Origin of the sequence: Novosphingobium sp. MD-1, assembly GCF_001014975.1 — a bacterium.
GTDB lineage: Bacteria > Pseudomonadota > Alphaproteobacteria > Sphingomonadales > Sphingomonadaceae > Novosphingobium.
Window position 1 is genome coordinate 16,994 of sequence record NZ_BBXA01000020.1, and the last position, 24,534, is coordinate 41,527.

At 65.9% G+C, this 24,534-nt stretch carries 24 protein-coding genes; 8 read left to right on the forward strand and 16 right to left on the reverse strand.

Annotated features, from left to right (window positions below):
- Positions 1–166 precede the first annotated feature (166 nt).
- Complete coding sequence (locus tag NMD1_RS04965; RefSeq protein ID WP_125953942.1) at positions 167–394, reverse strand: DUF6471 domain-containing protein; 228 nt, start codon at positions 392–394, stop codon at positions 167–169.
- Positions 395–499: 105 nt separating this feature from the next.
- Between NMD1_RS04965 and NMD1_RS04970 the strand changes: the two genes are divergently transcribed.
- The 3 genes from NMD1_RS04970 to NMD1_RS04980 all read left to right on the forward strand — a co-directional run bounded on the left by NMD1_RS04970 (position 500) and on the right by NMD1_RS04980 (position 2,552).
- Positions 500–1,465 carry an IS1595 family transposase gene (locus NMD1_RS04970; RefSeq protein ID WP_125954149.1) on the forward strand — a complete coding sequence of 322 codons (966 nt, stop codon included), beginning with the start codon at positions 500–502 and terminating at the stop codon, positions 1,463–1,465.
- Positions 1,466–1,709: 244 nt separating this feature from the next.
- Entirely contained in the window at positions 1,710–1,907 is a 198-nt protein-coding gene (locus NMD1_RS04975; RefSeq protein ID WP_125953943.1) for a hypothetical protein, read from the forward strand.
- A gap of 48 nt (positions 1,908–1,955) precedes the next feature.
- Positions 1,956–2,552 carry a hypothetical protein gene (locus NMD1_RS04980; protein ID WP_125953944.1) on the forward strand — a complete coding sequence of 199 codons (597 nt, stop codon included), beginning with the start codon at positions 1,956–1,958 and terminating at the stop codon, positions 2,550–2,552.
- On the opposite strand, the gene NMD1_RS04985 is transcribed toward NMD1_RS04980, so the two are convergent.
- Both NMD1_RS04985 and NMD1_RS04990 read right to left on the reverse strand, forming a co-directional pair.
- A complete protein-coding gene (locus NMD1_RS04985) occupies positions 2,553–3,029 on the reverse strand; it encodes a hypothetical protein (RefSeq protein WP_125953945.1) in 477 nt (158 codons plus the stop codon). It abuts the gene before it with no gap.
- Between the two features lie 55 nt (positions 3,030–3,084).
- Positions 3,085–3,471, reverse strand: coding sequence for a glycosyltransferase (locus tag NMD1_RS04990; RefSeq protein ID WP_158453914.1), 387 nt, complete (start codon positions 3,469–3,471; stop codon positions 3,085–3,087).
- A gap of 330 nt (positions 3,472–3,801) precedes the next feature.
- Between NMD1_RS04990 and NMD1_RS04995 the strand changes: the two genes are divergently transcribed.
- Positions 3,802–4,257, forward strand: a complete 456-nt coding sequence (locus NMD1_RS04995) for a Dps family protein (protein ID WP_125953947.1) — start codon at positions 3,802–3,804, stop codon at positions 4,255–4,257.
- 39 nt (positions 4,258–4,296) lie between these two features.
- Here NMD1_RS04995 and gspN read toward each other — a convergent pair whose 3' ends face one another.
- From gspN to NMD1_RS21200, 9 genes are all read right to left on the reverse strand, one after another.
- Positions 4,297–5,025 carry a type II secretion system protein N gene (gene gspN / locus NMD1_RS05000; RefSeq protein ID WP_125953948.1) on the reverse strand — a complete coding sequence of 243 codons (729 nt, stop codon included), beginning with the start codon at positions 5,023–5,025 and terminating at the stop codon, positions 4,297–4,299.
- Positions 5,022–5,504: a type II secretion system protein GspM gene (gspM, locus tag NMD1_RS05005; RefSeq protein ID WP_125953949.1), complete on the reverse strand. Its 483-nt coding sequence runs from the start codon at positions 5,502–5,504 to the stop codon at positions 5,022–5,024. Before gspM ends, gspN begins: the two co-directional genes overlap by 4 nt.
- Positions 5,501–6,649: a type II secretion system protein GspL gene (gene gspL / locus NMD1_RS05010; protein ID WP_125953950.1), complete on the reverse strand. Its 1,149-nt coding sequence runs from the start codon at positions 6,647–6,649 to the stop codon at positions 5,501–5,503. Before gspL ends, gspM begins: the two co-directional genes overlap by 4 nt.
- A gap of 6 nt (positions 6,650–6,655) precedes the next feature.
- A complete protein-coding gene (gene gspG, locus NMD1_RS05015) occupies positions 6,656–7,099 on the reverse strand; it encodes a type II secretion system major pseudopilin GspG (protein WP_125953951.1) in 444 nt (147 codons plus the stop codon).
- A 5-nt stretch (positions 7,100–7,104) separates the two neighbouring features.
- Positions 7,105–8,334, reverse strand: coding sequence for a type II secretion system inner membrane protein GspF (gene gspF, locus NMD1_RS05020; protein WP_125953952.1), 1,230 nt, complete (start codon positions 8,332–8,334; stop codon positions 7,105–7,107).
- Positions 8,334–9,833, reverse strand: a complete 1,500-nt coding sequence (gene gspE / locus NMD1_RS05025; protein ID WP_125953953.1) for a type II secretion system ATPase GspE — start codon at positions 9,831–9,833, stop codon at positions 8,334–8,336. The genes gspF and gspE overlap by 1 nt, the downstream gene beginning before the upstream one ends.
- Positions 9,834–9,836: 3 nt before the next feature.
- The gene (gspD, locus tag NMD1_RS05030) at positions 9,837–12,068 is read right to left on the reverse strand and encodes a type II secretion system secretin GspD (protein ID WP_233497367.1); all 2,232 of its coding nucleotides are present in this window, start codon (positions 12,066–12,068) and stop codon (positions 9,837–9,839) included.
- A 59-nt stretch (positions 12,069–12,127) separates the two neighbouring features.
- Positions 12,128–12,967 carry a type II secretion system protein N gene (locus tag NMD1_RS05035; protein ID WP_158453915.1) on the reverse strand — a complete coding sequence of 280 codons (840 nt, stop codon included), beginning with the start codon at positions 12,965–12,967 and terminating at the stop codon, positions 12,128–12,130.
- Positions 12,968–13,106: 139 nt separating this feature from the next.
- Positions 13,107–13,568, reverse strand: a complete 462-nt coding sequence (locus NMD1_RS21200) for a hypothetical protein (RefSeq protein WP_158453916.1) — start codon at positions 13,566–13,568, stop codon at positions 13,107–13,109.
- A 129-nt stretch (positions 13,569–13,697) separates the two neighbouring features.
- Between NMD1_RS21200 and NMD1_RS05040 the strand changes: the two genes are divergently transcribed.
- Positions 13,698–14,177 carry an NUDIX domain-containing protein gene (locus NMD1_RS05040; protein WP_125953956.1) on the forward strand — a complete coding sequence of 160 codons (480 nt, stop codon included), beginning with the start codon at positions 13,698–13,700 and terminating at the stop codon, positions 14,175–14,177.
- An 18-nt stretch (positions 14,178–14,195) separates the two neighbouring features.
- On the opposite strand, the gene NMD1_RS05045 is transcribed toward NMD1_RS05040, so the two are convergent.
- Complete coding sequence (locus NMD1_RS05045) at positions 14,196–15,050, reverse strand: helix-turn-helix domain-containing protein (protein ID WP_125953957.1); 855 nt, start codon at positions 15,048–15,050, stop codon at positions 14,196–14,198.
- Between the two features lie 106 nt (positions 15,051–15,156).
- On the opposite strand from NMD1_RS05045, the gene pobA reads away from it, so the two are divergent.
- Positions 15,157–16,326, forward strand: coding sequence for a 4-hydroxybenzoate 3-monooxygenase (gene pobA / locus NMD1_RS05050; RefSeq protein WP_125953958.1), 1,170 nt, complete (start codon positions 15,157–15,159; stop codon positions 16,324–16,326).
- A 114-nt stretch (positions 16,327–16,440) separates the two neighbouring features.
- Positions 16,441–17,112 (forward strand): response regulator transcription factor, encoded by a 672-nt coding sequence (locus NMD1_RS05055; protein ID WP_124809329.1) that lies wholly within the window; start codon positions 16,441–16,443, stop codon positions 17,110–17,112.
- Positions 17,113–17,194: 82 nt separating this feature from the next.
- On the opposite strand, the gene NMD1_RS05060 is transcribed toward NMD1_RS05055, so the two are convergent.
- Both NMD1_RS05060 and NMD1_RS05065 read right to left on the reverse strand, forming a co-directional pair.
- Positions 17,195–19,789, reverse strand: coding sequence for a TonB-dependent receptor (locus NMD1_RS05060; RefSeq protein ID WP_124809330.1), 2,595 nt, complete (start codon positions 19,787–19,789; stop codon positions 17,195–17,197).
- A gap of 93 nt (positions 19,790–19,882) precedes the next feature.
- Entirely contained in the window at positions 19,883–21,511 is a 1,629-nt protein-coding gene (locus NMD1_RS05065; protein WP_125953959.1) for a sulfotransferase, read from the reverse strand.
- 75 nt (positions 21,512–21,586) lie between these two features.
- On the opposite strand from NMD1_RS05065, the gene NMD1_RS05070 reads away from it, so the two are divergent.
- Positions 21,587–22,891, forward strand: coding sequence for an amino acid permease (locus tag NMD1_RS05070; RefSeq protein WP_125953960.1), 1,305 nt, complete (start codon positions 21,587–21,589; stop codon positions 22,889–22,891).
- Here NMD1_RS05070 and NMD1_RS05075 read toward each other — a convergent pair.
- A complete protein-coding gene (locus NMD1_RS05075; RefSeq protein ID WP_125953961.1) occupies positions 22,845–24,458 on the reverse strand; it encodes an NAD(P)/FAD-dependent oxidoreductase in 1,614 nt (537 codons plus the stop codon). The genes NMD1_RS05070 and NMD1_RS05075 overlap by 47 nt on opposite strands.
- Between the last annotated feature and the right edge of the window lie 76 nt (positions 24,459–24,534).

Sequence of the window (24,534 nt, forward strand, 5' to 3'; positions counted from 1 at the left end):
CTCTTCTCGATAGGGGAAGGGAGATTGCAGGATTGGCTTGCCTCTCGGCTTCTGTAAGTGGCGTATTCTGCTGCATTATTATGGGCCTGAATCTCATATTCCGATGAGATGCTATTTCCCCATGCCAATAGAAGTCCCGACGCAATAACAACGGGCAATCCAATGGCTAATCCAGACGCAACGAGTTTGCCCCTATCGCTTGCAGACATTGGACCAAGAACACCGCTGTAAATTTACCCCTGCTGATCTTGTTCCTGATATTCGGCTCAGAGTCCATCACCCCAATGTCTGCCAGCTTCCCGACCAGTTGCGCGTAAGTTACGTCCTTGCGCTTCAACTCGGCCTTGAGGAGCCGCTTCACGCGATCCTCCCATTCCTTTTCCTGAACCGGCATATGATGCTCCTATGATGCAAAACATCATCATAGGCGATACATTTGCCGTTGACAACGATACGTAATGTCATCATATGAAGTGCATTAGCACTGGAAACGATGACAATGCAGCACTTCCTCCTCTCCGCAGCCGCCCGCACCCTGAGCCTCAAGAAGGTTTTCCGGATGGGCGAGGAAGCCGCTTACCGCACGTTCTGCGAACTCCGCTGGCCGGAGACGGACGGCGAGGCGATCTGCCCCAAGTGCGGCTGCACCGAAACCTACAACATTGCCACGCGCCGCAAGTTCAAGTGCGTTGCCTGCCATCATCAGTTCAGCGTCACCAGCGGGACCATCTTCGCCTCGCGCAAGATGAGCTTCACCGATCTGCTCGCCGCGATCGTCATCTTCGTGAACGGCGCCAAGGGCGTTTCCGCGCTCCAGATGAGCCGCGACCTTGATTGCCAGTACAAGACGGCATTCGTCCTTGCCCACAAGCTGCGCGAGGCAATGGCGCTTGAGGACCAGCACCAGACCCTTGAGGGCGAAGTTGAGGTTGATGGTGCGTACTTCGGCGGTCACGTCCGCCCGGCCAACGAAAAGGCCAACCGCCGGGATCGTCGCCTTGCTGTCAATCAGTCGGGCAAGCGTCAGGTTGTCGTCGTCGGCCGTGAACGTGGTGGTGAATCACTGGTGGTAGTAGCCAAGTCGGAAGCCAAGGGCGGCGAAGCCGTTGCCGCTCGCATCCACCATATGTCTACCGTCCACGCGGACGAGGCTTCGCATTGGGATGACCTGCACGCCAAGTTCGATACGCGCCGCATCAATCACACGGTAGAATACTCGAACGAATGGGCCTGCACCAATCAGGCCGAGTCGTTCTTCTCGCGTCTGCGTCGCATGGAAGTCGGTACGCACCACCATATCGCAGGGCCGTACCTGCACCAGTACGCCGCAGAGGCTTCATGGCGTGAAGATAATCGCCGTGTGGACAATGGTTCGCAGGCTATGACGGTCGTTGCCGCTACTATGGCTTCGCGTCAGAGCCGTGCATGGAGCGGGTATTGGCAGAGAACGAATCAAGACTCTTGACATGTACAAATAGGGCTTTCGTGCGTGGCGATTGCCTCTTGTCGTTTGCGCCGACAAGGCATACACTGCGAACGCAAGAGGAGATAAACGCACTGCATATGATGGCGATGCAAATTTTGCGCTTGCACCACGCAACAAAATCGGCATTGGGCCGTTTTAACGAAGCCTTAGGCTGTTCATGGCAGATGCAGAATCGGTCATATATGTCAATGGCTCGGTCGTAACTCGAACGAAGGAGGAACAGGTGTCGACTTATATCGAACGCGCTGCAGACTTGCTGTTCCCAGCAGAGGGACGGCAAACACTGAACATTAAGTTTTTCGGCGTTGCCGATGGGCGCGTCAGCGCTGCCTCGCTTGCGGAGCAAATCCTCCGTGCCGAAGCCCAAATTACGGCGGGTAACGCTGTTTATGTGGAAGACGTTGACGCGGATTTGACATAAGTCACCGCAACACTTACCCGGCTCACATTAACCAAGTGAGCCGGGATTATGCGTTTCCGCGACTTTTATAATCACGTTTCAGGACTTGATGGTCCGTTTGTTCGCTTCGAAGACTTGAGGCGGATCGTGAACGCATACCACCAGGGCATTGGCCGTGTGGATGTGATCTTCGTGCAGCACCCTGAGCCCAATAGGCAGGCGTTCTATCGCCTAGCTGACAACGAGCGCTCAAGCCCTCACGATGAAGAATTCTCCATCGCCGAGATTGTCTGCTGCGATGGGCTTCGCGAACATCCTCGCGAACGGCGCTATGCTTGCACAAAAGAACTTATGCACGTATTTGATACACTTGAGCAGCGGGCAGACAGCCGAGAAAAATTTATAACTCTCATGCGTGAGATCCAGAACAAGCCCATGCCCCAGCATGAGAGCCCAATGTTCAGAAGTGAACTCGATACTCGCTGGATGGCGGCGATCTCGCTTTGCCCAAAGCATCTGAGAGACCCATTTGTGGCGGCTTATAAGGCCAAGCAAATCGCGGATTTTGATATAGCTGAGACTTTCCGCATACCCGAATGGGTCGCGCCATTTGTTATGGACGACTATTATGATGTTGCGTTTGAAGCTCTGATATCGGCGGAGTAGCTACCCACTCCCATTCCGCCAGCCACCCTCAAGCTGCGCGTCTGGCTTGGTAATCCGCCAAGACAACAGGGCACCTTTCCCCATACGCCGAGATTCGGTCACGCCCTTGCGCTCAAGCCGTTTCAGAGCGTGCCCAACGCGCTTACGGGTAAGAACGCGCAATGCCCTGTCAGCTTCGTTCATGCGCCTCTGCACCATGACCTTGACAGTCAGGTCATCGGTTGTCTGCCAGTGCTTTGCACCCCGGAGCATTTCCAGAAGCGAGCGTTGAAACTCGCCCCGGAACGCTGCGTTGGGCGGTGGCAGCATCTTAACCGGCAGCACCTGAAAATCGATCTCGGGATCAAACAGGCGCAAGGTCTGGTCTATGTGATCCAGCGCGGCGATCAGCCTGCCAGCTTCCTCTTGGATAGCTTGGATGCGCCCTGCGATCTCGGCGCGCTTCTTGATCAGTCCGTTTACAGTGAGGTTTGCCATATGCGGATATTACGCATCGCGTGCGATTACATCTATCCGGATGCTGGTGCGTTTGCTACATAATGCCGCGATCGTGGACGACGATCCGAAGGCGATCGTCGCGGGTGGAAGCGATCGCGGCGGCCAGCGTCGCCGGATCGTTGCGATAGCATCCGACGTAGAAGCGCATTTCCGCATGGGGCCATGCATCCAGGCTGTGCCGGATCATGGCTCCCACAACGTCCTGCTCACGCCAGGCCGGGACCAGCACCGCCGCAATTCCGCGCAAGGGCTGATCCGCCGGCCCTTCCAGCCTCCCCGTGCGGGCGCGGCCCGAGAGACGCAGCCACAGCCACAGCATGTCTATGCCAAGATCGTCGGCAGCGCCGATGACGAACCAAACCGCCGCGAACAGCAGCAATTCACGCTCGACAAGCCCGAGCGCGTACAGCGTTGCTTCCATCGGCATCCATCCCCCGCCTGCTGCATGGGCCAATGCGAAAAATTCGGAACAATATCGCTATGTGGCGATCAGACTAGGTCCACATGGCACCGCTGACAATGCATCCGAACCGGATGGATGCCTCGGATTTGGCGGAAATGCTGGACTTTTCAGAGGTGGCAATGCGCTTGCACGGCTTTTTCAACACGCTGAAATAATTACCAAAACCAAAATAACCTCAAGCTTTTATCGACGCGATCGATCATCGTTACGCGCATTTCCCGTGAAACAAACGGCGCTGGGAAGCGTATACGGATGCCATCATCATCCAACCGCAGGAAAGGGATTCCCATGCCGGGCGACAATGCGAAGAAGGCGCTGATCGACAGCCTGAACGGCCTTCTTGCCGATTACTTCACGCTCTATCTCAAGACCAAGAACTTCCACTGGCACGTCGCCGGCCCGCACTTCCGCGATCTGCACCTGCTGTTCGACGAACAGTCCGCCGAAATCTTCGCGCTGACTGACATCATCGCCGAACGGGTGCGCAAGAACGGCGGGGCGACGCTGACCTCGATCGGCGCGATCGCCGGCAAAGCCTCGATCAAGGATGACGACCGCGCCAAGGTCGACGCCATGAACATGGTCAAGGCCCTGCGCGATGACAACGCCAAGCTGGTGGAAGCGATCCGGAGCGTGAAGGAAGCGGCGACCGAAGCCGGCGACAACGCGACCGAGGGCATGGCCGACGACTGGACCGATCAGGCCGAACGCCGCGTATGGTTCCTGACCGAAGTGCTCGCCTGAAGAATACCGGCCTGAAGAATACTGGCCTGAAGTACGCGGTCAGAACGTTCCGCCGGTCCGGAAGCCGATGCCGCCGGGCCGGGCAGAAAAGCCCTGATCCACCAGAGGGCCGCTGATCTCCACGGGCAAGCCCGCGAGCGAGAGATCGGCGGTCCACCCGCCGGTGCCTGCCACCTTGAGCAGCAGATGGGCCATGCCGCCACTATCGGCCATCGGCACCACCAACGCGCCATCTTGGCACCGCGCCTTGCCCGTAAGCGGTAGCGGCCGGGGCATCAGCGCGCTCACCGGCGCCAGCGTCACCGTCAACGTGCCGGATGCGGACCGGCACCGCCCGTCGGCGAAATCGACCGCGAACTGATCGAAGCCGATCGTGCTGGCCGGCAATTGACCGAGGCCGTCGGGCAAGGGCAGGGAACCGGTGGCATCGGCCAAACGCAGCCCGCCCGCGCCGCCTCCGATCCGCGCGCGCAAGGGCGCTTGCCCGGTCCCCGCTGGCCGTTCAAGCCACGTCTCCGCCCGGCCGATCAGCAGCGGCAAGGGGCGCAAACCCGCATCGACGGTGCCCACCGGCACCGGGCCAATCCGCAGGTCATAAGCCCGGCCCCACCATACCGGCCCGTCGACATAGCGCGCCGACAAGGCCCCGCCGGCCCACCCCAGCACGATCCGCAACGGCATCAGCACGACCAGCGCCGCCAGAAACACCGCCGTCAGCACCGGCACCGCGCCGCGCGGCATCGCAGACGTCTTGCTGACCACAGTCATGTGCCGCTCCGGCGCAAGGTGGCATTCACCGCTACCGATCCGTCGGGCGCGGGCGTGACGGTCAGCGTATCGACAATCACGCCCGTGCCCGCCAACGCATCAAGCCAGGCGAACACTGCGGCGGGCCGGGCCGAAGCGATGACGATCGCGGTCACGTCGCTGCCGCGCGGCTGGTTGGATTGCAGCACAAACCCAGCCTGTTCGGCACTGGCGGCGACCGCCTGTTCGACCGGCCCCGTCCCTGTACGCGAGGCCGGGCCGGCGGGCCGGGCATCGAGCAGCCGCAGCGCCGCCATCAGCCGTTCCGTGCGCTGCACCGCCGCCACATGGCGCGCATCGGCAGCGTCGAAGGCGCGCCCCACGGGCAGCACGATGCCGTAGATCAGCACGATCAGGCCAGCGAGCGCGCCGGCAATCGTCACGAGCGTCCGTTCGCGCGTGGTCAGCCCCGTGTACCAGGCTTGCACCCGCGCGATCATGGCGCCCGCACCGTAATGGCAACCACCGTCGCCCCGGTCGGATCGGAGGCCAGCGACGGCGGCACGGTCACTTTCCAGCCCGCGTTCTGCAAGGCAATCAGCACGGCGTTGACATCCTCGGCGCGAGGCGCCGCCGCGGTGAACCGCAGCGTGCCATCCGCGCTGTAGCCCAGATCGCGCAGCCGGATCGACGGCACCGGCTGCATCGCCGCCAGCACCGCCGCCATCGGCGCGGTGAAGTTCGCCGCGCCCTGCCCGCGCTTTGCCATGTCCGCCGCCACCAGCCGCTCGGCGCTATCGAGATCGCTCGCAGCCGGAAACCGGCGTTGCGCCAGCGCCAGTGCGTCGCGCTCGCGCGCCGACGCCGCCAGCTCCCACTTGGCGATCCACACCAGCATCAGCACCAGCACCAGCAGCGCCACGACCGCCGCCATCCGCGCCAACTGCCCCCCTTGCATCCCGCTCAGGAAGCCCGGCGCGCGTGGCGCGTAAACACCCTGCCGCAAGTTCACCGGCGGCGCGCGATGGATAGCCAGCAAGCGCGCGTCGAGCGTTTCGGCAGCGAGCGCCACCGTTCCCGCGCCATCGGCAAGAAGGCCGATCAAGGCGGGTTCGCCGGCAAAAGCCGCAGCGGGCGTGCGCGCCAGCGGCTCGTCGCCCAGTTCCGCCACCACCATTCCGGCATCGGGGCGCGGCAGCACCAGCGCGGCCGGAACCAGCGCCGCCGCATCGAGCCCCGCTTCGGCCAGTTCCGCCAGCCAGCGGTCCATGTCATCCGCATCGACCGTCACGCACAACAGACGGCCTTCCGCTCTGGCGGCGGCGGCATGGCGGCGCGCGGAACCGATCCCCTGCGCTTCGGCCTCCAGTCTGGCGGCGGCGATCGCCTGTGCCGGCGGCATGTCGGGCATCGGGTGATCGCGCACCGGCGCCCGCGCGGCCGGCACCAGCGCCGTCACCACGTTGCCTTCCGCCAGCCGCCCCCATGGCGCTGTTTCGGCATCGACCATGAACGACCGTTCGCGGCCCAGACCGCCCTGTTCCACGCGCCACCAGCGCCAGCCGCCGCCAGAGCGGGCCGGCAGCAGCACGATCAGGCCGTCCGGCGGCCCGTCGGGCACGGAAAAGGCGCTTGCCGCATCCATCGCGGATCAGGTCTTCCCCGCGTGGATATCGGCGTTCAGGTCGCTGCCGCCGGGCTGCCCGTCCGCGCCCAGCGAGAAGATATCGAAGGGCTTGCCGTCGTTCCCCGGCACCTGGAACTGATAGGGATGTCCCCACGGATCGTTCGGCAGATCCTTCACATAGCCGCCGCTGCGATAGTTCTGCGGCAGCGCGAGATTGGCGGGCGGGGTCTTCAGCGCGGCCAGCCCTTCGCCCTGCCCCGGATAAGTGCCCATGTCGAGCCGGTACATCTCCATCGCCTGATCCAGCGTGGCGATGTCGCTCTGCGCCTTCACCACGCGCGCCTTGTCGGTGCTGGGCAGCACGTTGATCAGCACCACCGTCGCCAGCAGGCCGATGATGAACAGCACCACCATCAGCTCCACGAGCGAGAAGCCGTTGGGCGCGGGCAAGCTGCGTTGGTTTCGCATCGTTCCTAAAGTCCGGTCAGGTTCTGAAGCTGCAGGATCGGCAGCAGGATCGCAAGAATGATGAGCGCGACCAGCGCGCCCATCACCACGATGATGGCGGGCTCCAGCAAGGCCATCGCGGCGCTGGTGAAGCTTTCGAATTCCCGTTCGAGATATTCCGCCGCGCGTTCCAGCATCGGCCCAAGCTGCCCCGCCGCCTCGCCGCTGGCCGCCAGATAGACCAGCAGCGGCGGGAACGTCTCCGCCTCGCGCAGCGCGGTGGACAACGAACCGCCCGCGCGGACCTTTTCGGTGATCGTTTCCAGCGCCTGCCGGTGGACAGTGTTGCGCACCGTGCGCGTCGCCAGCTTCAACCCGTCGACCAGCGGCAGCTTGGCCTCGATCATCGTCGCCAGCGTGCGGGCGAGGCCCGCCGCGTGGACATCGCGCAGCAGCCGCCCGGCGAACGGCAGGCGCAACAGCAGGCTGTCGCAGCGGTACCGGAACGCCGGCCGCCGCAGCGCGCGGGCAAAGCCGAACGCCGCCAGCGCCAGCGCGATCAGCAAGGCCCACCACCACTGCGCCAGGAACTGCGAAACCGCGATGACCACGCGCGTCAGCAGGGGCAGTTGCCGGCTGGCGTTGTCGAACTGTTCGACCACGCGCGGCACCACCGAAATCATCAGCCCGGTCACCACCAGCAGCGCGACCAGCGAGAGCACCACCGGATAGGCCAGCGCCGCCACGATTCTCCCCCGCACTTGCGCCTGCCGTTCCAGCAGGTCGGCCAGCCGGTTGGCGATGGCGGGCAGCGTGCCGGAGTTTTCCCCCGCCGCGACCATCGCGCGATAGACCGGCGGGAAGCTGGGCTCCTCGCGCCGCATCGCCTCTGCCAGCGGCAGCCCTTCCACCACGCCGGCATGGACGCTGGACAGGATCGCGCGGGCGCGCGGCTGCTCGGTCTGCCGGGCGATCGTGCGCAGCGCTTCCTCCAGCGGGCTGACCGTCATCAGCGAGGCGATCTGGCGGGTAAACAGCGCCAGTTGCTTGGCCGAGAGGCGCGGCGCGAACAGGGCGATGCCACTGGTCGAAATCGCCGCGCGACGCGCCGATGCCGCGGCGTCCGGCCCGATCCGCACCACGTGCCAGGATCGGGCGGCCAGCTTCTCCAGCGCCTGCCGTTCGCCCGCCGCTTCGATCGCGCCGCGCCGCTCGTTGCCTTTGGGGTCGATGGCGAGATAGGTGAAACGCGGCATCACCCGTCCTCGCGCCGCATGATCCGTGCCGCTTCTTCCGGACTGGTCACGCCGTCGCGCACCAGGCGGCGCACCGCCTTGGCCAGACGCGGCGAATCGGCAAAGGCGTGCCTTGCGATCTCCGCTTCGTCGGCATTGTCGTGGATCATGCGGCGGATCGTCTCATCCACCCGCAGCGCCTCGAACACGCCGATCCGGCCGACGTAGCCGGTCTGCGCGCATTCTGCGCAACCGCGCGCGAGATAGACGGTGCGGCCCGGTTTCACCCCGATCAGCGCGTGCAGCGCCGCGTCGCTTTCGTGCGCTTCCCGGCAATGCGGGCACAGCCGCCGCACCAGCCGCTGTGCGATCACCGCGCGCAGCGTGGACGCGAGCAGGAACGGCTCCACGCCCATGTCGCGCATCCGCGTGATCGCGCCGGCGGCATCGTTGGTGTGGACGGTGGACAGCACGAGATGCCCGGTCAGCGAGGCCTGCACCGCGATGTCCGCCGTTTCGCGATCGCGGATTTCGCCGACCATGACCACGTCCGGGTCCTGCCGCAGAATGGCGCGCAGGCCGGCGGCGAACGTCAGCCCCACGCGCGCGTTGACTTGCGTCTGCCCCACGCCGTCCACAGCGTATTCCACCGGGTCTTCCACCGTCAGGATATTGCGCGCGCCGTCGTTGAGCTGGCGCAGCGCGGCATAGAGCGTGGTGGTCTTGCCGGATCCGGTGGGGCCGGTGACCAGCACGATGCCGTTGGGTTCGGCCAGCGCGCGGCGCAGCACATCCCCGGCGCGTTCATCGAGACCCAGATGGGCCAGATCCAGCCCGGCGTTCTCCTTGTCCAGCAGGCGCAGCACCACCCGTTCGCCCACGCGGCTGGGCAGCGTGGACACGCGCACGTCGACCAGCTTGCCGCCCAGGCTCAGGCTGATGCGCCCGTCCTGCGGCACGCGGCGTTCGGCGATGTCGAGCCGCGCCATAACCTTGATGCGGCTCACCAGCACCGGCGCGACATGCGGCGGCATCCGCAGCTTTTCCGCCAGCACGCCGTCCACGCGCATCCGCACGACCAGCGCCTGTTCGTAAGGTTCCACGTGGATGTCCGACACGCCCTGGCGCAGCCCTTCGGCGATCAGGCCGTTGATCAGCCGGATCGCCGGCGCATCGTCCGCGCTGTCGAGCAGGTCTTCCGCCGTGGGCAGGCCGAGCGCCAGCGGATCGAGCCCCTCGCCACCGATGCCCATATCCCCCGCCACCGCCGCCGCGCCGTCCATGGCATAGCGTTCGGCCAGCAGCTTCTCGTAGTCCGGCGGCGCGACCTTGCGCAGCGATACCGGCCGGCCAAGCGCGCGGCGCAAGTCCAGCAGCACGAACGGGTCCGCGCCCTCGCGCATCGCCACGGCAACGCCGTCCGCATCCTCGCGCTCCACCAGATAGCCGGCGTCGCGCGCGAAGCCATAAGGCAGCGCCGTCGGCGGGTTCGGGCTGGCGAGGACGGGCGGCTGGTCCATGGCTCAGGGCCGGGCGGGTTGCGCCGCGTCGGCCGGCAACGCTTCCGTCGACGGCAATTCGCTCGCCGCATTCGGGGCGATCACGGTATCCCCCGGCGCGACCGCGACGGCCTTGCCCGGCGCGACCGGCGGTGTGGCGCCGAGATAGTCCTCAACCAGGTCGTCGATGCCCGGCTCGCGCCCCGGCTCGAACGCGCGCTGCGCGTTGCGCACCACGCCATAGCGCCGCGCGGTCAATTCCTGCCGATCGTTGGCGTTGCGCATGATCGTGGGGCGGATGAAGACCATCAGGTTGGTCTTCACATGGCTGCGCCCGCGCGACTTGAACAGTTCGCCCAGCACCGGCACGTCACCCAGCAGCGGCACCTTCTGCAAGGTGCGCTGCTCGTTGTCGTCGAGCAGCCCGCCGAGCGCCACGATCTCGCGATCGCCCACGGTCACCGTGGTCTTGATCTCGCGCTTGTTGACGATGATGTCGTCCGACCGGCTGGAAACCGTGCCCGCGATCGAGCTGACTTCCTGCCGCAGGTCCAGCCGCACCTGGTCGCCCGCGTTGATCTGCGGCGTCACGTCCAGCTCGATGCCCACGTTCTGGCGCGAGATGGTGCGGAAGGTGTTGTTGAAATTGGCGGAAGACAACGCCTCGCCCGTCGCCACCGGGATTTCCTTGCCGAACAGGATCGAGGCGGGGACGTTGTTGTTGGTGGTGATGTGCGGCGTGGACAGGATGTTGGAATTCTTGTCGGTCGCGACCGCGTTGATCAGCGCGCCCAGATAGGTGTTGTTGCCCAGCTGGGTGAGAAAGCCCGAATAGCCGCCGGACGCCGCCAGGATCTTGCTTGCCGCGTTCTGCTTGAGCAGATCGCCCGCCGTGCTGTTGGTCGTGGTGGTGACGGTCGATCCGTTGACCACGGTGGTCGTCTGGTCGAGCTTGTTGGCCAGCAACCCGCCGGCGACATCGATGATGTTGGGCGAGGAATTGCCGAAATTGGTGACGGCGAACGGCTTGTCCTTGCCGCCGAACAGGAACTGCACGCCCAGCTCGCGCGCCACGTCGTTGGAAATCTCGACGATGATCGCTTCCACCAGCACCTGTTCCTGCGGGATGTCGAGCTGGCGGACGAGTTCGGTCAGGCGGCGCTGGTCGTCGGCCGGCGCGGCGATGATGATCGCGTTGGCGCCGGGATAGCGCGTGATCGTGGCCGTGCCGCGCCCGTTGGCGAGCTTGATCGCGCCGCTGCCGAGGCCGCCGGCGGTCGCCCCGGTGGGGTTCACGCTGGCCTTGCTGCCCGATCCCGCTCCGGTGCCCGCCGCCGCGCCGGCCCCAGGCGTGGTGCCGCCCAGCGTGCCCGCGTTCGAGGTCTGGCTGCTGCCAACACCGCCCAGCGAAACCGGGGCCTGCGATCCCGAGGCCACTTCCGTGCCGCCCTGGCCGCCCACCAGCCGTTCCAGCACCGGCACCAGCACCGCCGCATCGGCATAATCGAGCCACAGCACCTTGATCTCGCCGCCCGTCGCCGCCTTGGCATCGAGCTGGCGCGCCATCGCCGCCAACCGCGCCAGCGTATCGCGCTCGCCGCGCATCAGCACGGCGTTGGCGCTGTCCACCGCGACCACCGTGGCCAGCGCGCGGCCGCCCTCGCCGCCCGCCGGGATCAACTGGGTCAGCGCCGTCGCGATCTCGCGCGCGCCGGCGTGTTCCAGCAGGATCGTCTGGGTAGAGGCGTTGTCGCGATCGATCTGCGCCACCAGCGCGCGAATGCGCGCCATGTTGTCGGCATAGTCGACGATCACCAGCGAATTGCCGGACTTGTTGGCGGTGATCGCGCCTTCCTTGCTGACCAGCGGGCGCAGCGTTTCCACCGCCTGCGCCGCGTCGATCGCGCGCAGGCGCACGATCTCGGTGATCATCTGGTTGCGCGCCGCACCCTTGCTGCCGATGCGCGTGGGCTGGCTGGCCGCGCCTTCGGCCGGCTGCACGCGGAACGCGCCGTTGCCGGTCGGCACCGCCACCAGCCCGTTGGCGCGCAGGGTGGACAGGAACACCTCGAAGTATTCGGAGCGCGACAGCGGCCGTTCCGACACGACGCTGACCTTCCCCTGCACGCGCGCATCGACGATGAACGTGCGGCCGGTCACTTCCGCCGCATCCGCCACGAAGGCGCGGATGTCCGCCTCGCGCACGTTGAGCGTGTATTGCGCCATCGCCACCTGCGGCACAGCAATCGCCAGCATGGCCGCGGCGGCGAGAAAAGACCTGAAACGGGATCGGCGGAATCGGGATGATCGATGCTTCATGGTGCCAATGTTATCGCCAGCGGAAGTTGGCGGTCACCGCGACGCACGGTGACCGAAACGGAAGCGCCGGGGCGCAACGCGCCGGCCAGCATCGCGCCGTCGCCGGCGCCGGTGATCGGCTTGCCATCCACGGCGGTCACGACATCGCCGGGCTGGAAACCGGCACCACGAAACGCGGAGCCATCGCCGGTGGGCAGCACTTCGAGCCCTACGATGCGCCCGCTTTCCGCGCGCGGCCCGAAATTGATCCCGCGCCGCGCCGCATCGACGGTAAGGGCGCCTGCCCCTCCGGCCGGTGCGTTGAGGGCAGCTCCGCCAGGCGGGGGAACGGGATTGGCCGCGACCAGCCCCTGCGCGCTCGGCGCCTTGCCCGACTGGTCGATATAGAGCAGCTCCTTGGCGCCATTTCGCATCAGCGCGACGTGATCGAAGGCCACTTCGGCCAGGGTGACGCCAGGTACCACTTCATCGCCCGCGCGATAGACCTGCTGCACGCCGTCCTCGCCGGCGATGATCGCGCTGCCCCCGCCGCCGGGCAAGCCACGCGTTCCGAACAGCACCAGCGTCAGCGACGTCACCGTGCCGCCGCCCTGTGAGCCCGGCGCTGCCATGGCGGGGCCGCGATTGAAGGGATCGACCGCGGCATAGAGCGTCTTGCGCAACGGTGTGGGCAGCACCTTGGCGCTGTCCGGTCGCCAATCGCCCAGCGGAGATACCGGCGTGACGATCGCCCAGCCGATCGCCGCCAGGAGCACGGCGATGGCGATCGCGAGCAGCCACCACACCGTGCGCTGCAGCCCCGCCCCGATGCTCCAAATCCCGCCGTTTGCCGCCACGAATCGCACCCCCGTGCGTCTCCACCCTAACCCCGCGCAGAACGGATGTGCCCGGTCGCGCCCACGTTGTCCACCAACGCCGGCCGATGCCATGATACGCGTCACACCTCCCGCGCAATTCTCCGTCCGATATCGGGACTTACGCTGGTTGTCCCGGCAGCGGGATAGCGCCCGGCGCCGCATCGGCCGGGGGTTGATCGGAAGGAGGAAGATCGAGCGGGGCGTCATCGCCGAACGGACTGTCGAGACGGTTGCACGCCTCGAGCGGCCCGCCCAGAATGCCCTCCAGCGCATCGTCCGCGCGGGAGGCGGCAATGCGGTCGGATATATCGCGCGATGCCCGGTTGAAGTCGGCGAAGGCGCCATCTTCGCCCGTGGCGGACAGGCTCACCGCCTGGCCCAGCCAGGCCTCGGCAATCTGCTGGAAATCGTCGGCCTGCGCCTGCTCCTCCTCGGTTGGCGAACCGGACTGGAGAATGCCAGCCGCCACGGCGTTCGCCGCCGCGCAACCAATCGCCTCGTCATACCGCGCCGGCTGCGCCAGCGCAGCGCCCGGCCCCGTTGCGACCAGCAAGAGGGCCAACGGCCAGCACGGCATCATCCGGGTCGTCCGCCATCGCCTTGTCCGGACGCCGACGGCGATCCACGATCCCATATGCAAAGCCCCCGCGATCACGATCGATCGCCCCACCCTTGCCACCACGGCCCCATCGGGCGCAAGACGGAGGCCATGCTCTCCTTCCTGCCCGCTTCGCTTCATCGGCTGGCCCTGCGCTGCGCCCATGTGGTGCGGCTGCGCCTGTGGGGAGCGCTGCGTCTGGAAGTGCGCGGCTGCGCCGTGCTGGCGTTCGATCGCGACGGGCGGCTTCTGCTGGTGCGCCACAGCTACCAGCAGCCGGATCTGTGGATGCTGCCCGGCGGCGGTCTTGCGCGTGGCGAGGACGCGGCTGTGGCAGCCATGCGCGAGCTGGCGGAGGAGACCGGGTGTCGCCTTGTTCAGCCTGTCTGGTTCGGTTCCGACCGGATCGCCATGCCCGGCGGGTGGCGCAACCGCATCGAAATGGTGACTGGCCAGACCGACGACGCGCCCAGGGCGGACGGACGGGAAATCGCGGAAGCGCGCTTCTTCGCGCTCGAGACCCTTCCCGCCAGCATCAGCGCGGCGGTCCATCGCCGGGTCGCGCTCTGGCGCGAATGGCGCGAAACGTGAAGGCGGCGGGGTATTAACCTAACCCGCCGCGCGGTCTTCTCCGGGCCTAACGCCCGTCATCCTGCGATAGAAGCGCGAGAAATAGGAAGGATCATCGAACCCCAGTTCCGCCGCCACCTGCACCGCGCTGGCGTTGGTGTAGCGCAGCAGGCGCCGGGCCTCGAGCGCGAGGCGCCGGTGGACGACTTCCATGGGCGAACAATCGAGGCCGGCGGCCGTCAACCGGGAGAGCGTGCGCCGCGTCATCCCCAGCGCACCGGCATAGAAATCCAGCGGACGATGTTCGCGATAGTGCAGTTCCACCAGGTGCCGGAAACGGTGCAGCCGCCGGTCCGCCAGCGCCCCCGCATCCTGATCGCGATCGGCATGGGTCAGCGTCCGCACCAATGCCTCGGCCAGCGCCAGGAACAGCGGATCGCGCTCGCGCCATTCGCGCTGGAGTTCCAGCATCTCCTCCGCCAGCCAGAAGGCCCGCGTGGCCGGCCGCGCGTCCATCGTGCCGGCGCCGCCCTGCGCCAGCGCCGCCAGCAGGCTATCCGCCGGCCCCGTGGCGCGCGCGGCAAAGTCGGTCGACAGCGTCAGGACATAGCCCGACGTGCCGTGCCGGAAACGGAACCCGTGGACCATGCGCGGCGGCGCGATCACCCGGCATGGCCCGTCCAGCGACCGTTCCGTGCCATCCAGCGTCAGCAGCACATGCCCATCGCGCACCAGCAGCACCTGGACGAAATCGTCATGCCGGTGCGGCGCGATTTCCCAATCATGCAACGCGCTGCGCGCCGCGATCGTCTCGATATGCGCGAAGCCCCCGGCAACGTGAGCGCCAGTCTCGCCGTAAAGCGCGTAGGTAGGGATGAGCGCAGGGTCAGCCATGTCCCGATAATACCATTTCTTTGTCCGCACTCTCCCTTTCCTCCCGGCCGGGTTTTGTCAACCTTGGGCCGGCAGCCGTCCAGGGCTGCATGCGTGGGAGAAGTCGATGCGTACCCAGGTCGCCATCATTGGCGCCGGCCCGGCCGGCCTGTTGCTCGGACATCTGTTGAAGGCCGAAGGCATCGACTGCGTCGTTCTCGAACGGCAGACCCCCGACTATGTGCTGGGCCGCATCCGCGCCGGCGTGCTCGAACAGATCACTGTCTCGCTGATGGAACGCCTGGGCCTCGATGCCCGGCTCAAGGCGGAAGGGCTGGTCGAGGAAGGGTTCAACTTGGCCGATGGCGAACGGCTGATCCGCATCGACGTGGCCAACCTCACCGGCAAGACCGTGACGGTCTATGGCCAGACCGAAATCACGCGCGATCTGATGGATGCCGCACCCGATCGCGGGCTGGCGGTGATCTACGGCGCCGAGGACGTGGCGCTGCACGCGATCGAAAGCGACGCGCCCTATGTCACCTTCCGCAAGGATGGCGCGGACCAGCGCATCGACGCGCGCTTCATCGCCGGCTGCGATGGCTTCCACGGCCCTTCGCGCAAGGCGATCCCGGCTTCCGCCGCGCGCGAATTCGAGCGGGTCTATCCGTTCGGCTGGCTGGGCATCCTGGCCGACGTGCCGCCGTGCAACCACGAGCTGATCTACGCCAACCACGAACGCGGCTTCGCGCTCGCCTCGATGCGCAGCCACACCCGCAGCCGCTATTACGTGGACGTGCCGCTGACCGAGAAGATCGAGGACTGGAGCGACGAACGCGTGTGGGACGAGCTGGCGATCCGGCTCGGCCCCGATGCGGCGGCGAACATCACGCGCGGGCCGGCGATCGAGAAATCGATCGCGCCGCTGCGCTCCTACGTGTTCGAGCCGATGCGCCATGGCAGCCTGCTGCTGTGTGGCGACGCCGCGCATATCGTGCCGCCCACCGGCGCCAAGGGCCTGAACCTGGCCGCCAGCGACGTGCACTATGCCGCCGAGGCGCTGACCGGCTTCTTCCGGCGCGCCGATGCCGATGCCATCGCCGGCTATTCGGCCAAGGCGCTGGCGCGCGTGTGGAAGTCGGAACGGTTCAGCTGGTCGCTGACCAAGCTGATGCACCGCTTCCCCGATGACGGGCCGTTCGAGCGCGCGATGCAGGTGGCGGAACTGGACTACATCGCCTCCAGCACGGCGGCGCAGACCAGCATCGCGGAAAACTACGTCGGCCTGCCGGTGTGACCGGCGCGCCCCGGGCGGTGGCGCTGCGCCAATAAGGCGCCGGTTTTCGTCATATCGTCACTCAGCCGTCACATAGCTGCATCAGATAGGCGCCATCCATAGCGGATGGGGCCAATGCGTCAGATCGACATCCTCCTCACCGGCACGCTCGCCGGCGGACACGACAGCTTCCTGCACGACGACCTGCGCGTCGTTTTCCACGCGTGGAAATGGTCGTCTCCGCCGCCGCTGCTCGATGGGCGCCCGTGGGCCTTCGTGGACTGGGTGCTGCCCGAGATGTCGGGCCTGGAGCTGTGCCGCCGGCTGCGCGCCGATCCGCAGACCGAAGCCGCGCACGTCACGATGATCCTGGAGGAAGACGATGCCGAGGCCAAGCGCCGCGCGTTGCGCGCCGGCGCGGACGATTACATCGTCGCCCCGATCGACCGGAACACCGTGCTCGATCGCGTGCTGTCGGTCCAGTTGCCGGACCACGAGGCCCCGGCGCGCACGCTGAAGCTGGGCGACCTGACGCTCGATCTGGCCGCCCTGCAGGTGCGCTGGAAGGACAAGCCCGTCCAGCTCATGCCCAACGAGTTCCGCCTGCTGCGCTACCTGATGGAGCAGCCCGGCCACGTCTTCTCGCGCACGCAGCTGATCGCCGCGCTGGGCAAGCATGGCCAGCCTATCGACGAACGCACCGTGGACGCCTGGGTCAGCCGCCTGCGCCGCGCCCTGCGCGAAGTGGGCGCGGGCTATCCGCTGCGGACCGTCCGTTCGATGGGCTACGTCCTCGACCGGCCGTGAGGCTCGTCTCCCCGTAAAAAAACGGGCCGCTCCCGAAGAAGCGGCCCGCCCTTTTTCCGGATCGTCAGGCCCGGTCAGGCCATCAGAACTTGGCCCCGGCGCGCAGACCGATGGTGCGCGGCGTGGTGGGGACGATGTAGGGGCGCTGCCCGCAGCTTCCGCAGGCCTCGAAGCGCGAGAGCTCGCCCCGCTCATCGAACACGTTGGAAACATAGATTTCGAGCGAGAATGCATCCCATTCGGCGCCCGCCGCCAGGTTCATCTGGCCATAAGCCTTCAACCGGCCAAGCTGCGCTGAGGGGTTGATGACATTGCCGGAAAAGGTCTCATAGGTCGCCGTCCGCAGGTCCGACGCCGCCGAACTCTGGTAGGTTCCGTTGACCTGGCCATAGACCTTTGCCGCCCCCATGGGCACCGTATACCGCAGCGTGCCGCTACCCTTGAACTGGGGGGTCACCGGCAGGCGCGTGCCTTTCGGTGCCGACACGAGGTTCGCCTGTCCATTGGGCCCCGACGCCGTACAGGTAAACGTGGGATCGTCGAACAGGCAAAGATTCTGTCGCGTCTTCGCGTCGGCGTAAGCCGCAGCCATCGTCAACGTGAGCGGACCGCGACCAACCCCGACGTCGATATCGACGCCGCGGATACGGGCATTGGGGCCGTTGTGAATCTCCGTAAAGCTGTTCGCACCCAGATAGGCGAACTGGAACCGCTTCCAATCCTGCTGATAGATCGCGCCATTGAGACGGATCAGACCATCCGCCAGCGTCGTCTTGAAGCCGAGTTCGTAGTTGGTGAGGTAATCAGGCTCATAATTCGCCACATCAGCGCGGCGATTGATGCCGCCCGGACGGAACCCGCGTGACCAGGTGGCGTAAAACATCAGGTCCTTGCTCGGCTTCCACGTCGCATTGAAACGGTAGGTGCCGCCACTGCCCTTGGCATGGACGGGATTCACCGATCCCGTGCTGTAGTTGTAAACCCCGAGGTTGGTGCAGGGGCTGCCATCGACGGCGGCGGGCAGCAACGATGGCGTGGGATTGCCGGCAAGTTGCGCGTCACGCAGGCGCAGCCCGCCTGGCGTGAAGCAACCAGCGACGCCGGTCCGTGTCGAATATACCGCGTTCGGCGGCACCGAATTGCTGCTGGATGCCTGATCGAAGGCCGGGTTACGACCAAATCCGAAGAAGCCGATCAGCGAATTGTCGTACATGAATGCACGGCCGCCCGCGGTCAGCGTAACGTTGGGCGCGATATCATAGCTCAGTTCGCCAAACGCAGCGAGATCCCGATCCACGCGGTACTGCTGGGTCAGCCACAGAGTGCCCGGCATACCGTTGACCGACAGGTCCGGGGCAAGACCATTGACCTGGTAGTCCTGGTGAATCTGGTTGGACTGCCGTTGATAGAAAAGCCCCGCGACCACGCGCACCGGCTCGCTACTGGGCGAGGCGAGGCGCAATTCATGGCTCATCTTCTTGAAGTGGTCGGTCCCCACAATCCGCTGACGTGGGTCGATGGTTTTCCCGGTGCTGTCCTGGAAAAAGAAATAGCCCGCGTTGCCCCCTACCGAGGAGTAAAGCGAGTCATACGCTTCGGCGTAGTCGGTGTAATCGCTCGACTGGATATCCTTCCGGTCCAGATAGGCGCCAGCATAGGTCACATCCCAGTTGCCGAGCTTGCCTTCGATCGTCAGCGCGGCCTGGATGAATTTGTCGCTGCGATACTCCGGCAGAAAATGCTGCACCTGAAGATCGCCCACGCGCGGATCGAAGCCATACGAGCCGTGGCTCTTGGTTTCCTGGTACATAACGGCCGGCGTTACCGTCCAGTTGTCGTCCAGATCAACCTTCAACGCCGCGCGCCCACCATAGACCTCGGTATCGTTGTAGTTCTTTTTGACGAACTGCTTGTTGTCCACCGCAATGCCGCCATTCTTGGCGGGCGGGCAGCCAAACGGATTGGTTTCCGGCAGGAAAGAGCGGCAGCCTGCCACGTTATCGATGAAACCGGCATCGCGCTCGTAGAAGCCGACCACACGCAGCGCCGCGCGTTGCGAAAGCGGCAGGTTCAGCATGCCTTCGATCTTGCCGCCCTGGCCGCCCTTGTGAACGGTGTTCACCTCCCCATCGATGCTGCCATAGAAGCCGCTGGTATCGGGCTTGTTGGTGATGATGCGGATCGTGCCCGCTTCCGACGAAGCACCATAGAGCGTGCCCTGGGGACCGGACAGGCTTTCGATACGGGCGATGTCATAGATGTGAACGTCGAGGTTGCCGCCGATCGTCGTCACCGGCTGTTCGTCGAGATAGACGCCGACCGAGGGCAGCGATCCCGAATGGTTGCCGTCCCCGCCCGAAGCCACGCCGCGCATGTATACCACGTTGGTGCCCGGCGTGCCGCCCAGCGCCTGGAACGTCACCGACGGCAATTGCTGCACATAATCGGTGAACTTGGTGACGTTGAGCTGCTCCAGCTTCTGCGTGCCCAGTGCCTGGATCGCGATCGGCACGTTCTGGAGATTCTCGCTGCGCTTCTGCGCGGTCACGATGATGACGTTGGGATCGCTGTTTTCGGCCGCGGACTGCGGTGTTTCCTGCGCAAAAACAGAGGAGGATGCGAGAGCCGATCCGGCCAGAAGCGCGAGCCGGGAGAAGCTACGAAAACCTGCACTCATGATGGAACCGCCCTGATCTGATGCGTTATGACTGCGGTTTGTGACGCGCAGCAACATAACGTCAAGATCGTTGCAATTCGCAACTATCGTTCGTTACCGACCGTGGCCAAATTGCAACGATGCCGGCACTTGCGGATAACGCGTGAGAACATCCCCCAGCGCATCCCGCAACGGCGCCAGAAACGGCTCGAACGGCTTCCATGCCTCGGTGCCGTCACGATAGATCGGCTGGCGCACCTGCTCCGAACTGGCCGTCCGCACGGGGCGCGCGGTTTCGTGAAAGGCCAGGCAGGCTTCCTCGAAAGGCAGGCCGCAGGCCGCCAGAAGCGCACGCACCTCGGCCTCGGTATCGTCGACCATGCGTTCGTAGATCACGCGGTGGACATGCCCCGGCAGCACCCGATCAATATGCGCCATGAGCCGCACATAGTCGCGATAATAGCGCCCCATGTCGGCAAGATCGTAGCTAAATCCCTGACCGCGCGCGAAATGCTGCTTGAAGTTGGAGAAGCAGCAGCCGAGTGGATGCCGCCGCGCATCGATGATGCGGGCACGGGGCAATATCAGCCGTATCAGCGGCACATGCACCCAGTTGTTAGGCATCTTGTCGATGAAGATCGGCCGGGCCGTATGCCGCTGGACGCGCGTCCGCTCGATATACTGTTCGCCCATCTCGCGCAGTTGCGCGGCGGGCAGCGCGGACAGCCCTTCCGGATAATCCGCGACATCCCGCGCCAGCAGCGCGATATCGGGCAGCTCGCTGGTCCCCTCCACCTGGCTGTGGCTGGCGAGAATCTGCTCGACCAGCGTAGAGCCGGAACGCGGCATGCCCACGACGAAGATGGGATCGGCCGCTTCCGCCCCCGCGCCGTCAAATGCCGCGAACAGGGCCGGCGTGGCGGTCGCGATCATGGCGTCCACCTTTCGCTCGGTCTCGTCGGCGCGATAGGGAATACGCGCGCGCCGCCGCGCGTTTCCCGCAGCATAGCTTGCGAAGGCCGCTTCCACCTCGCCCCGGTCTTCGAGAGCCTTGCCCAGCGCGAATTCGAGGTGCCACGCATCCTCCTCGGCGATGCCCGGCGCTTCACGCGCCGCCCGCATCGTGGCGATGTCCTGATCGGTGAAGCGCACGGTCTTGAGGTTGGCGAGGCTCCACCACGCTTCGCCGAGCGTGGGTGAAAAGTCGAGCGCACGCCGGTAGGCGGCGATACCGTCCGCCTGACGTCCTACCGTCTTGAGCATGTGGCCATAGCTCATCCACACGCGCGGCTGGTCGGGCGCCTGCTTCAGCACCAGTTCGTAAAGCGCCAGCGCCTCGTCGAATTCGCCGATGCGACCGAACGCCGCGGCCTGCAGATTGGCGTGCCCGGGATTGTCGGGGTCGTCCGCTGTCACGCGCTGCAGTTCGTCCAGCGCCTCGGCCGCGCGGTTGGTCCGGTACAGTACCAGCGCCAGATTTGCGCGCGCGGGCGTGAAATCCGGCGCCAGTTCAATCGCCCGGCGCAAGAGGTTTTCCGCGTCGGTGTAGCGCCCGATCCGCCCCGCGAGTTCCGCGAACATGCGGATGGCGCGGACGTCGAACGGATCTTCCTTCAGCAGCGCGCGCAACAGCGGTTCGGCTTCGTGCAGCCGGTTCTCGTTCATCGCGGTCGCCGCCGCGATCAGCCGCGGATCGTAGGACGCGGCGGGCGCGCGGCGGGAAGAAATGCCAACATTCGTCATCGCCGCATCACAAACATGCTGACGCCGCGCAATCAAGCGATAGTCTGCATTGAAACGATCTTGAGGGAATCACGGATGGGCAAGCCCGCGCGGGGGTTGGGGTTCTGGATGACGCTGGCGCTGGTCGTCGGCAACATGATCGGATCGGGTATCTATCTGCTGCCGGCAACGCTGGCGCCGCTGGGCATGAACCAGCTGGCGGGCTGGGGCGTGACGCTGGCCGGCGCGCTGTGCCTGGCCGGGGCCTTCGCGAGGCTGGGCGCGCGGATGCCGCTGGCCGGCGGCCCCTATGCCTATGCCCAGGCCGCTTTCGGCCCTGCCACGGGCTTCATCACCGCCTGGAGCTACTGGACGATGATCTGGGCCGGAAACGGTTCGATCGCGGTGGCCGTGGTCAGCAATCTCAGCCTGATCTTTCCGTGGATCGGCCAGACGCCGGGCCTGCCCGCGCTGCTCGCGGTCGGCTGCGTCTGGCTGCTCACGCTGGTCAACATCAGCAGCACGCGCGCCGTGGGCGATCTCTCGATCGTGACCACAACGCTGAAGCTGGTGCCGCTCGTCGCGCTGATCGGCCTGGCGCTATGGTGGTTCGCCACCGGCGCCCCGCGCGCCGCGCAACCGCCGGTGCCGATCTCGCCCGGCGCGATCGCCAGCGCGGCCGGCCTCACCTTCTGGGGTTTCCTCGGCCTCGAATCCGCCACGGTGCCGGCCGACAAGGTGGAAAACGCCGACCGCGTCGTCCCCCGCGCGACGCTGATCGGTGTGGCTCTGACGGGCCTCGTCTATATGGGCATTTCGCTGGCCTTCGCCGCCTATATGCCCGCGCCGGAAGCCGCCGCGTCTCCCGCGCCGGTGGCCGACCTGCTGCGCAAGGCGTTCGGCGGCGGGGTGGCCGAAGTGGTGGCGCTGTTCGCGGCGATCAGCGCCTTCGGCACGCTCAACGGCTTCATCCTGCTGCAAGGCGAAGTGCCGTGGGCGATGGCGCGCGGCGGCGTGTTCCCGCGCTGGTTCGCCAAGGAAAGCAGCCGGGGCACGCCGGTCCGCTCGCACGTGGTTTCCAGCGTGTTGCTCACCATCGTCGCCCTGCTCAACTACGGCAAGGGGATGGGCGACCTGTTCCAGTTCATCGCCTCGGTCAGCCTCGCCGCCGGGATGCTGTCCTACTTCCTGTCGATGGCGGCAGCGATCCGCCTGCTGCCGGGCGAACGGCCGATGATCGCGATCGCCGCCGTCGGCGCCGCGTTCATCGTCTGGGCGGCCTGGGGCCTCGGCGCCGAAGCCCTGGGCTATGGCGCGCTGTTCGTGGTGGCGGGGGTGCCGGTGTACTGGGCGGTCAGCCGCGGTGGAGCATCTTCCACAGCACCGAACGGTCGCGGATGATCGCGTGCGCGGCGTTGTGGCCGGGGGCGCCGGTCACGCCGCCGCCGGGGTGCGTGCCCGATCCGCACATGTAGAGCCCCTTGATCGGCGAACGGTAATCGCCATGCCCCAGCACGGGGCGGGCCGCCCACAATTGATCGAGGCTCATGTGGCCGTGGAAGATGTCGCCACCGATCAGCCCGAACTTGCGTTCCAGATCGAGCGGCGAATGGATCTGGCGCGCGATCACCGCCGCCTTGAAATTCGGCGCGTGGTCGGTGACGGTATCGATGATGTGATCGGCCACCTGTTCGCGCACGTCGTCCCATGATTGCCCGTCGGGCAATTCGGGGGCGAACTGCTGGCAGAACAGGCTGGCGACGTGTGCGCCCTTGGGGGCGAGGCTGTCATCGACGGTCGACGGCAGCTTGATCTCGACAATCGGCTTCTTCGACCATCCGAACTTCTTCGCATCGTTGAACGCGGCGTCCATATAGTCCATGCCCGGCGCGATGATGATACCGGCGGTGTGGTGTTCGGCCCGCTCCTTGCCCGGCAGCACGGTGAAGTCCGGCAGTTCGGACAGCGCCACGTTCATGCGGAACGTGCCCGAACCGGTCTTGAAGTTGGCGATGCGGCGCCGGAAGTCCTCGTCGAGATCCGAACCATCGACCATCTGGCGGTACAGCAGCGCCGGACCGACATTGGCGGCGACGATCGGGGCATAGAGCTCCTCGCCCCCCTCCAGCTTGACCCCGGCGGCCTTGCCATTGTTGACCAGCACTTTCGCGACCGGACTTTCGAGGCTGATCTCGACGCCGGCGTCCTCGCAGGCCCGCGCCATCGCCTGCGTGATCGATCCCATGCCGCCGACCGAATGGCCCCAGGCGCCGAACTTGCCGTTCACCTCGCCGAACACATGGTGAAGCAGCACATAGGCCGAACCGGGCGTCGATACGCCGGCGTAGTTGCCCACCACCGCATCGAACGCGAAGGCGGACTTGACGTGATCGTCCTCGAACCAGCCATCGAGGAATTCGCGCGCGGATTTGACGAAGATGTCCAGCAGATCGCGCTGCGTGGCGATGTCCATCTTCGCCAGCGGCCAGCCCTGTTGCGCCGCCGCCAGCAGCGCGCGCACGCCACCGCCGACATTGGGCGGCGATTGCAGCGCGATGTCGCGCAGCACCTGGGCCACCTTTTCCAGCGCGGCATCGTACTTGGGATAGGCTTCGGCATCCTTCTGCGAGAAACGAGCGAACTCCGCCTCCGTCCGCCCCGGCGCGCCGCCCAGCTTGAGGTAGGTATCGGGGAAGGGAAAGAAGTTGCTGATCGTCCGCTCGATGATGCGGAAGCCGCGATCGTGCAGCCTCATGTCCGCGATCACCTTGGGGCGCAGCAGGCTGACCGTGTAGCTTGCGGTGGAATTGCGGAAGCCGGGATGGAATTCCTCGGTCACCGCCGCGCCGCCCACCACGTGCCGCCGTTCCAGTACGCGCACCTTCATGCCGGCCTTGGCGAGATAGAAAGCGCAGACGAGGCCGTTGTGGCCGCCGCCGATGATGATTGCGTCGTAGCGGTTGGTCATGTGCTGCTCTCCGTCGAAGGGCAGTGATGCCCACCCCTAACCCCTCATCAAGCGGGAGGGGAACCTTGTTGCCCTT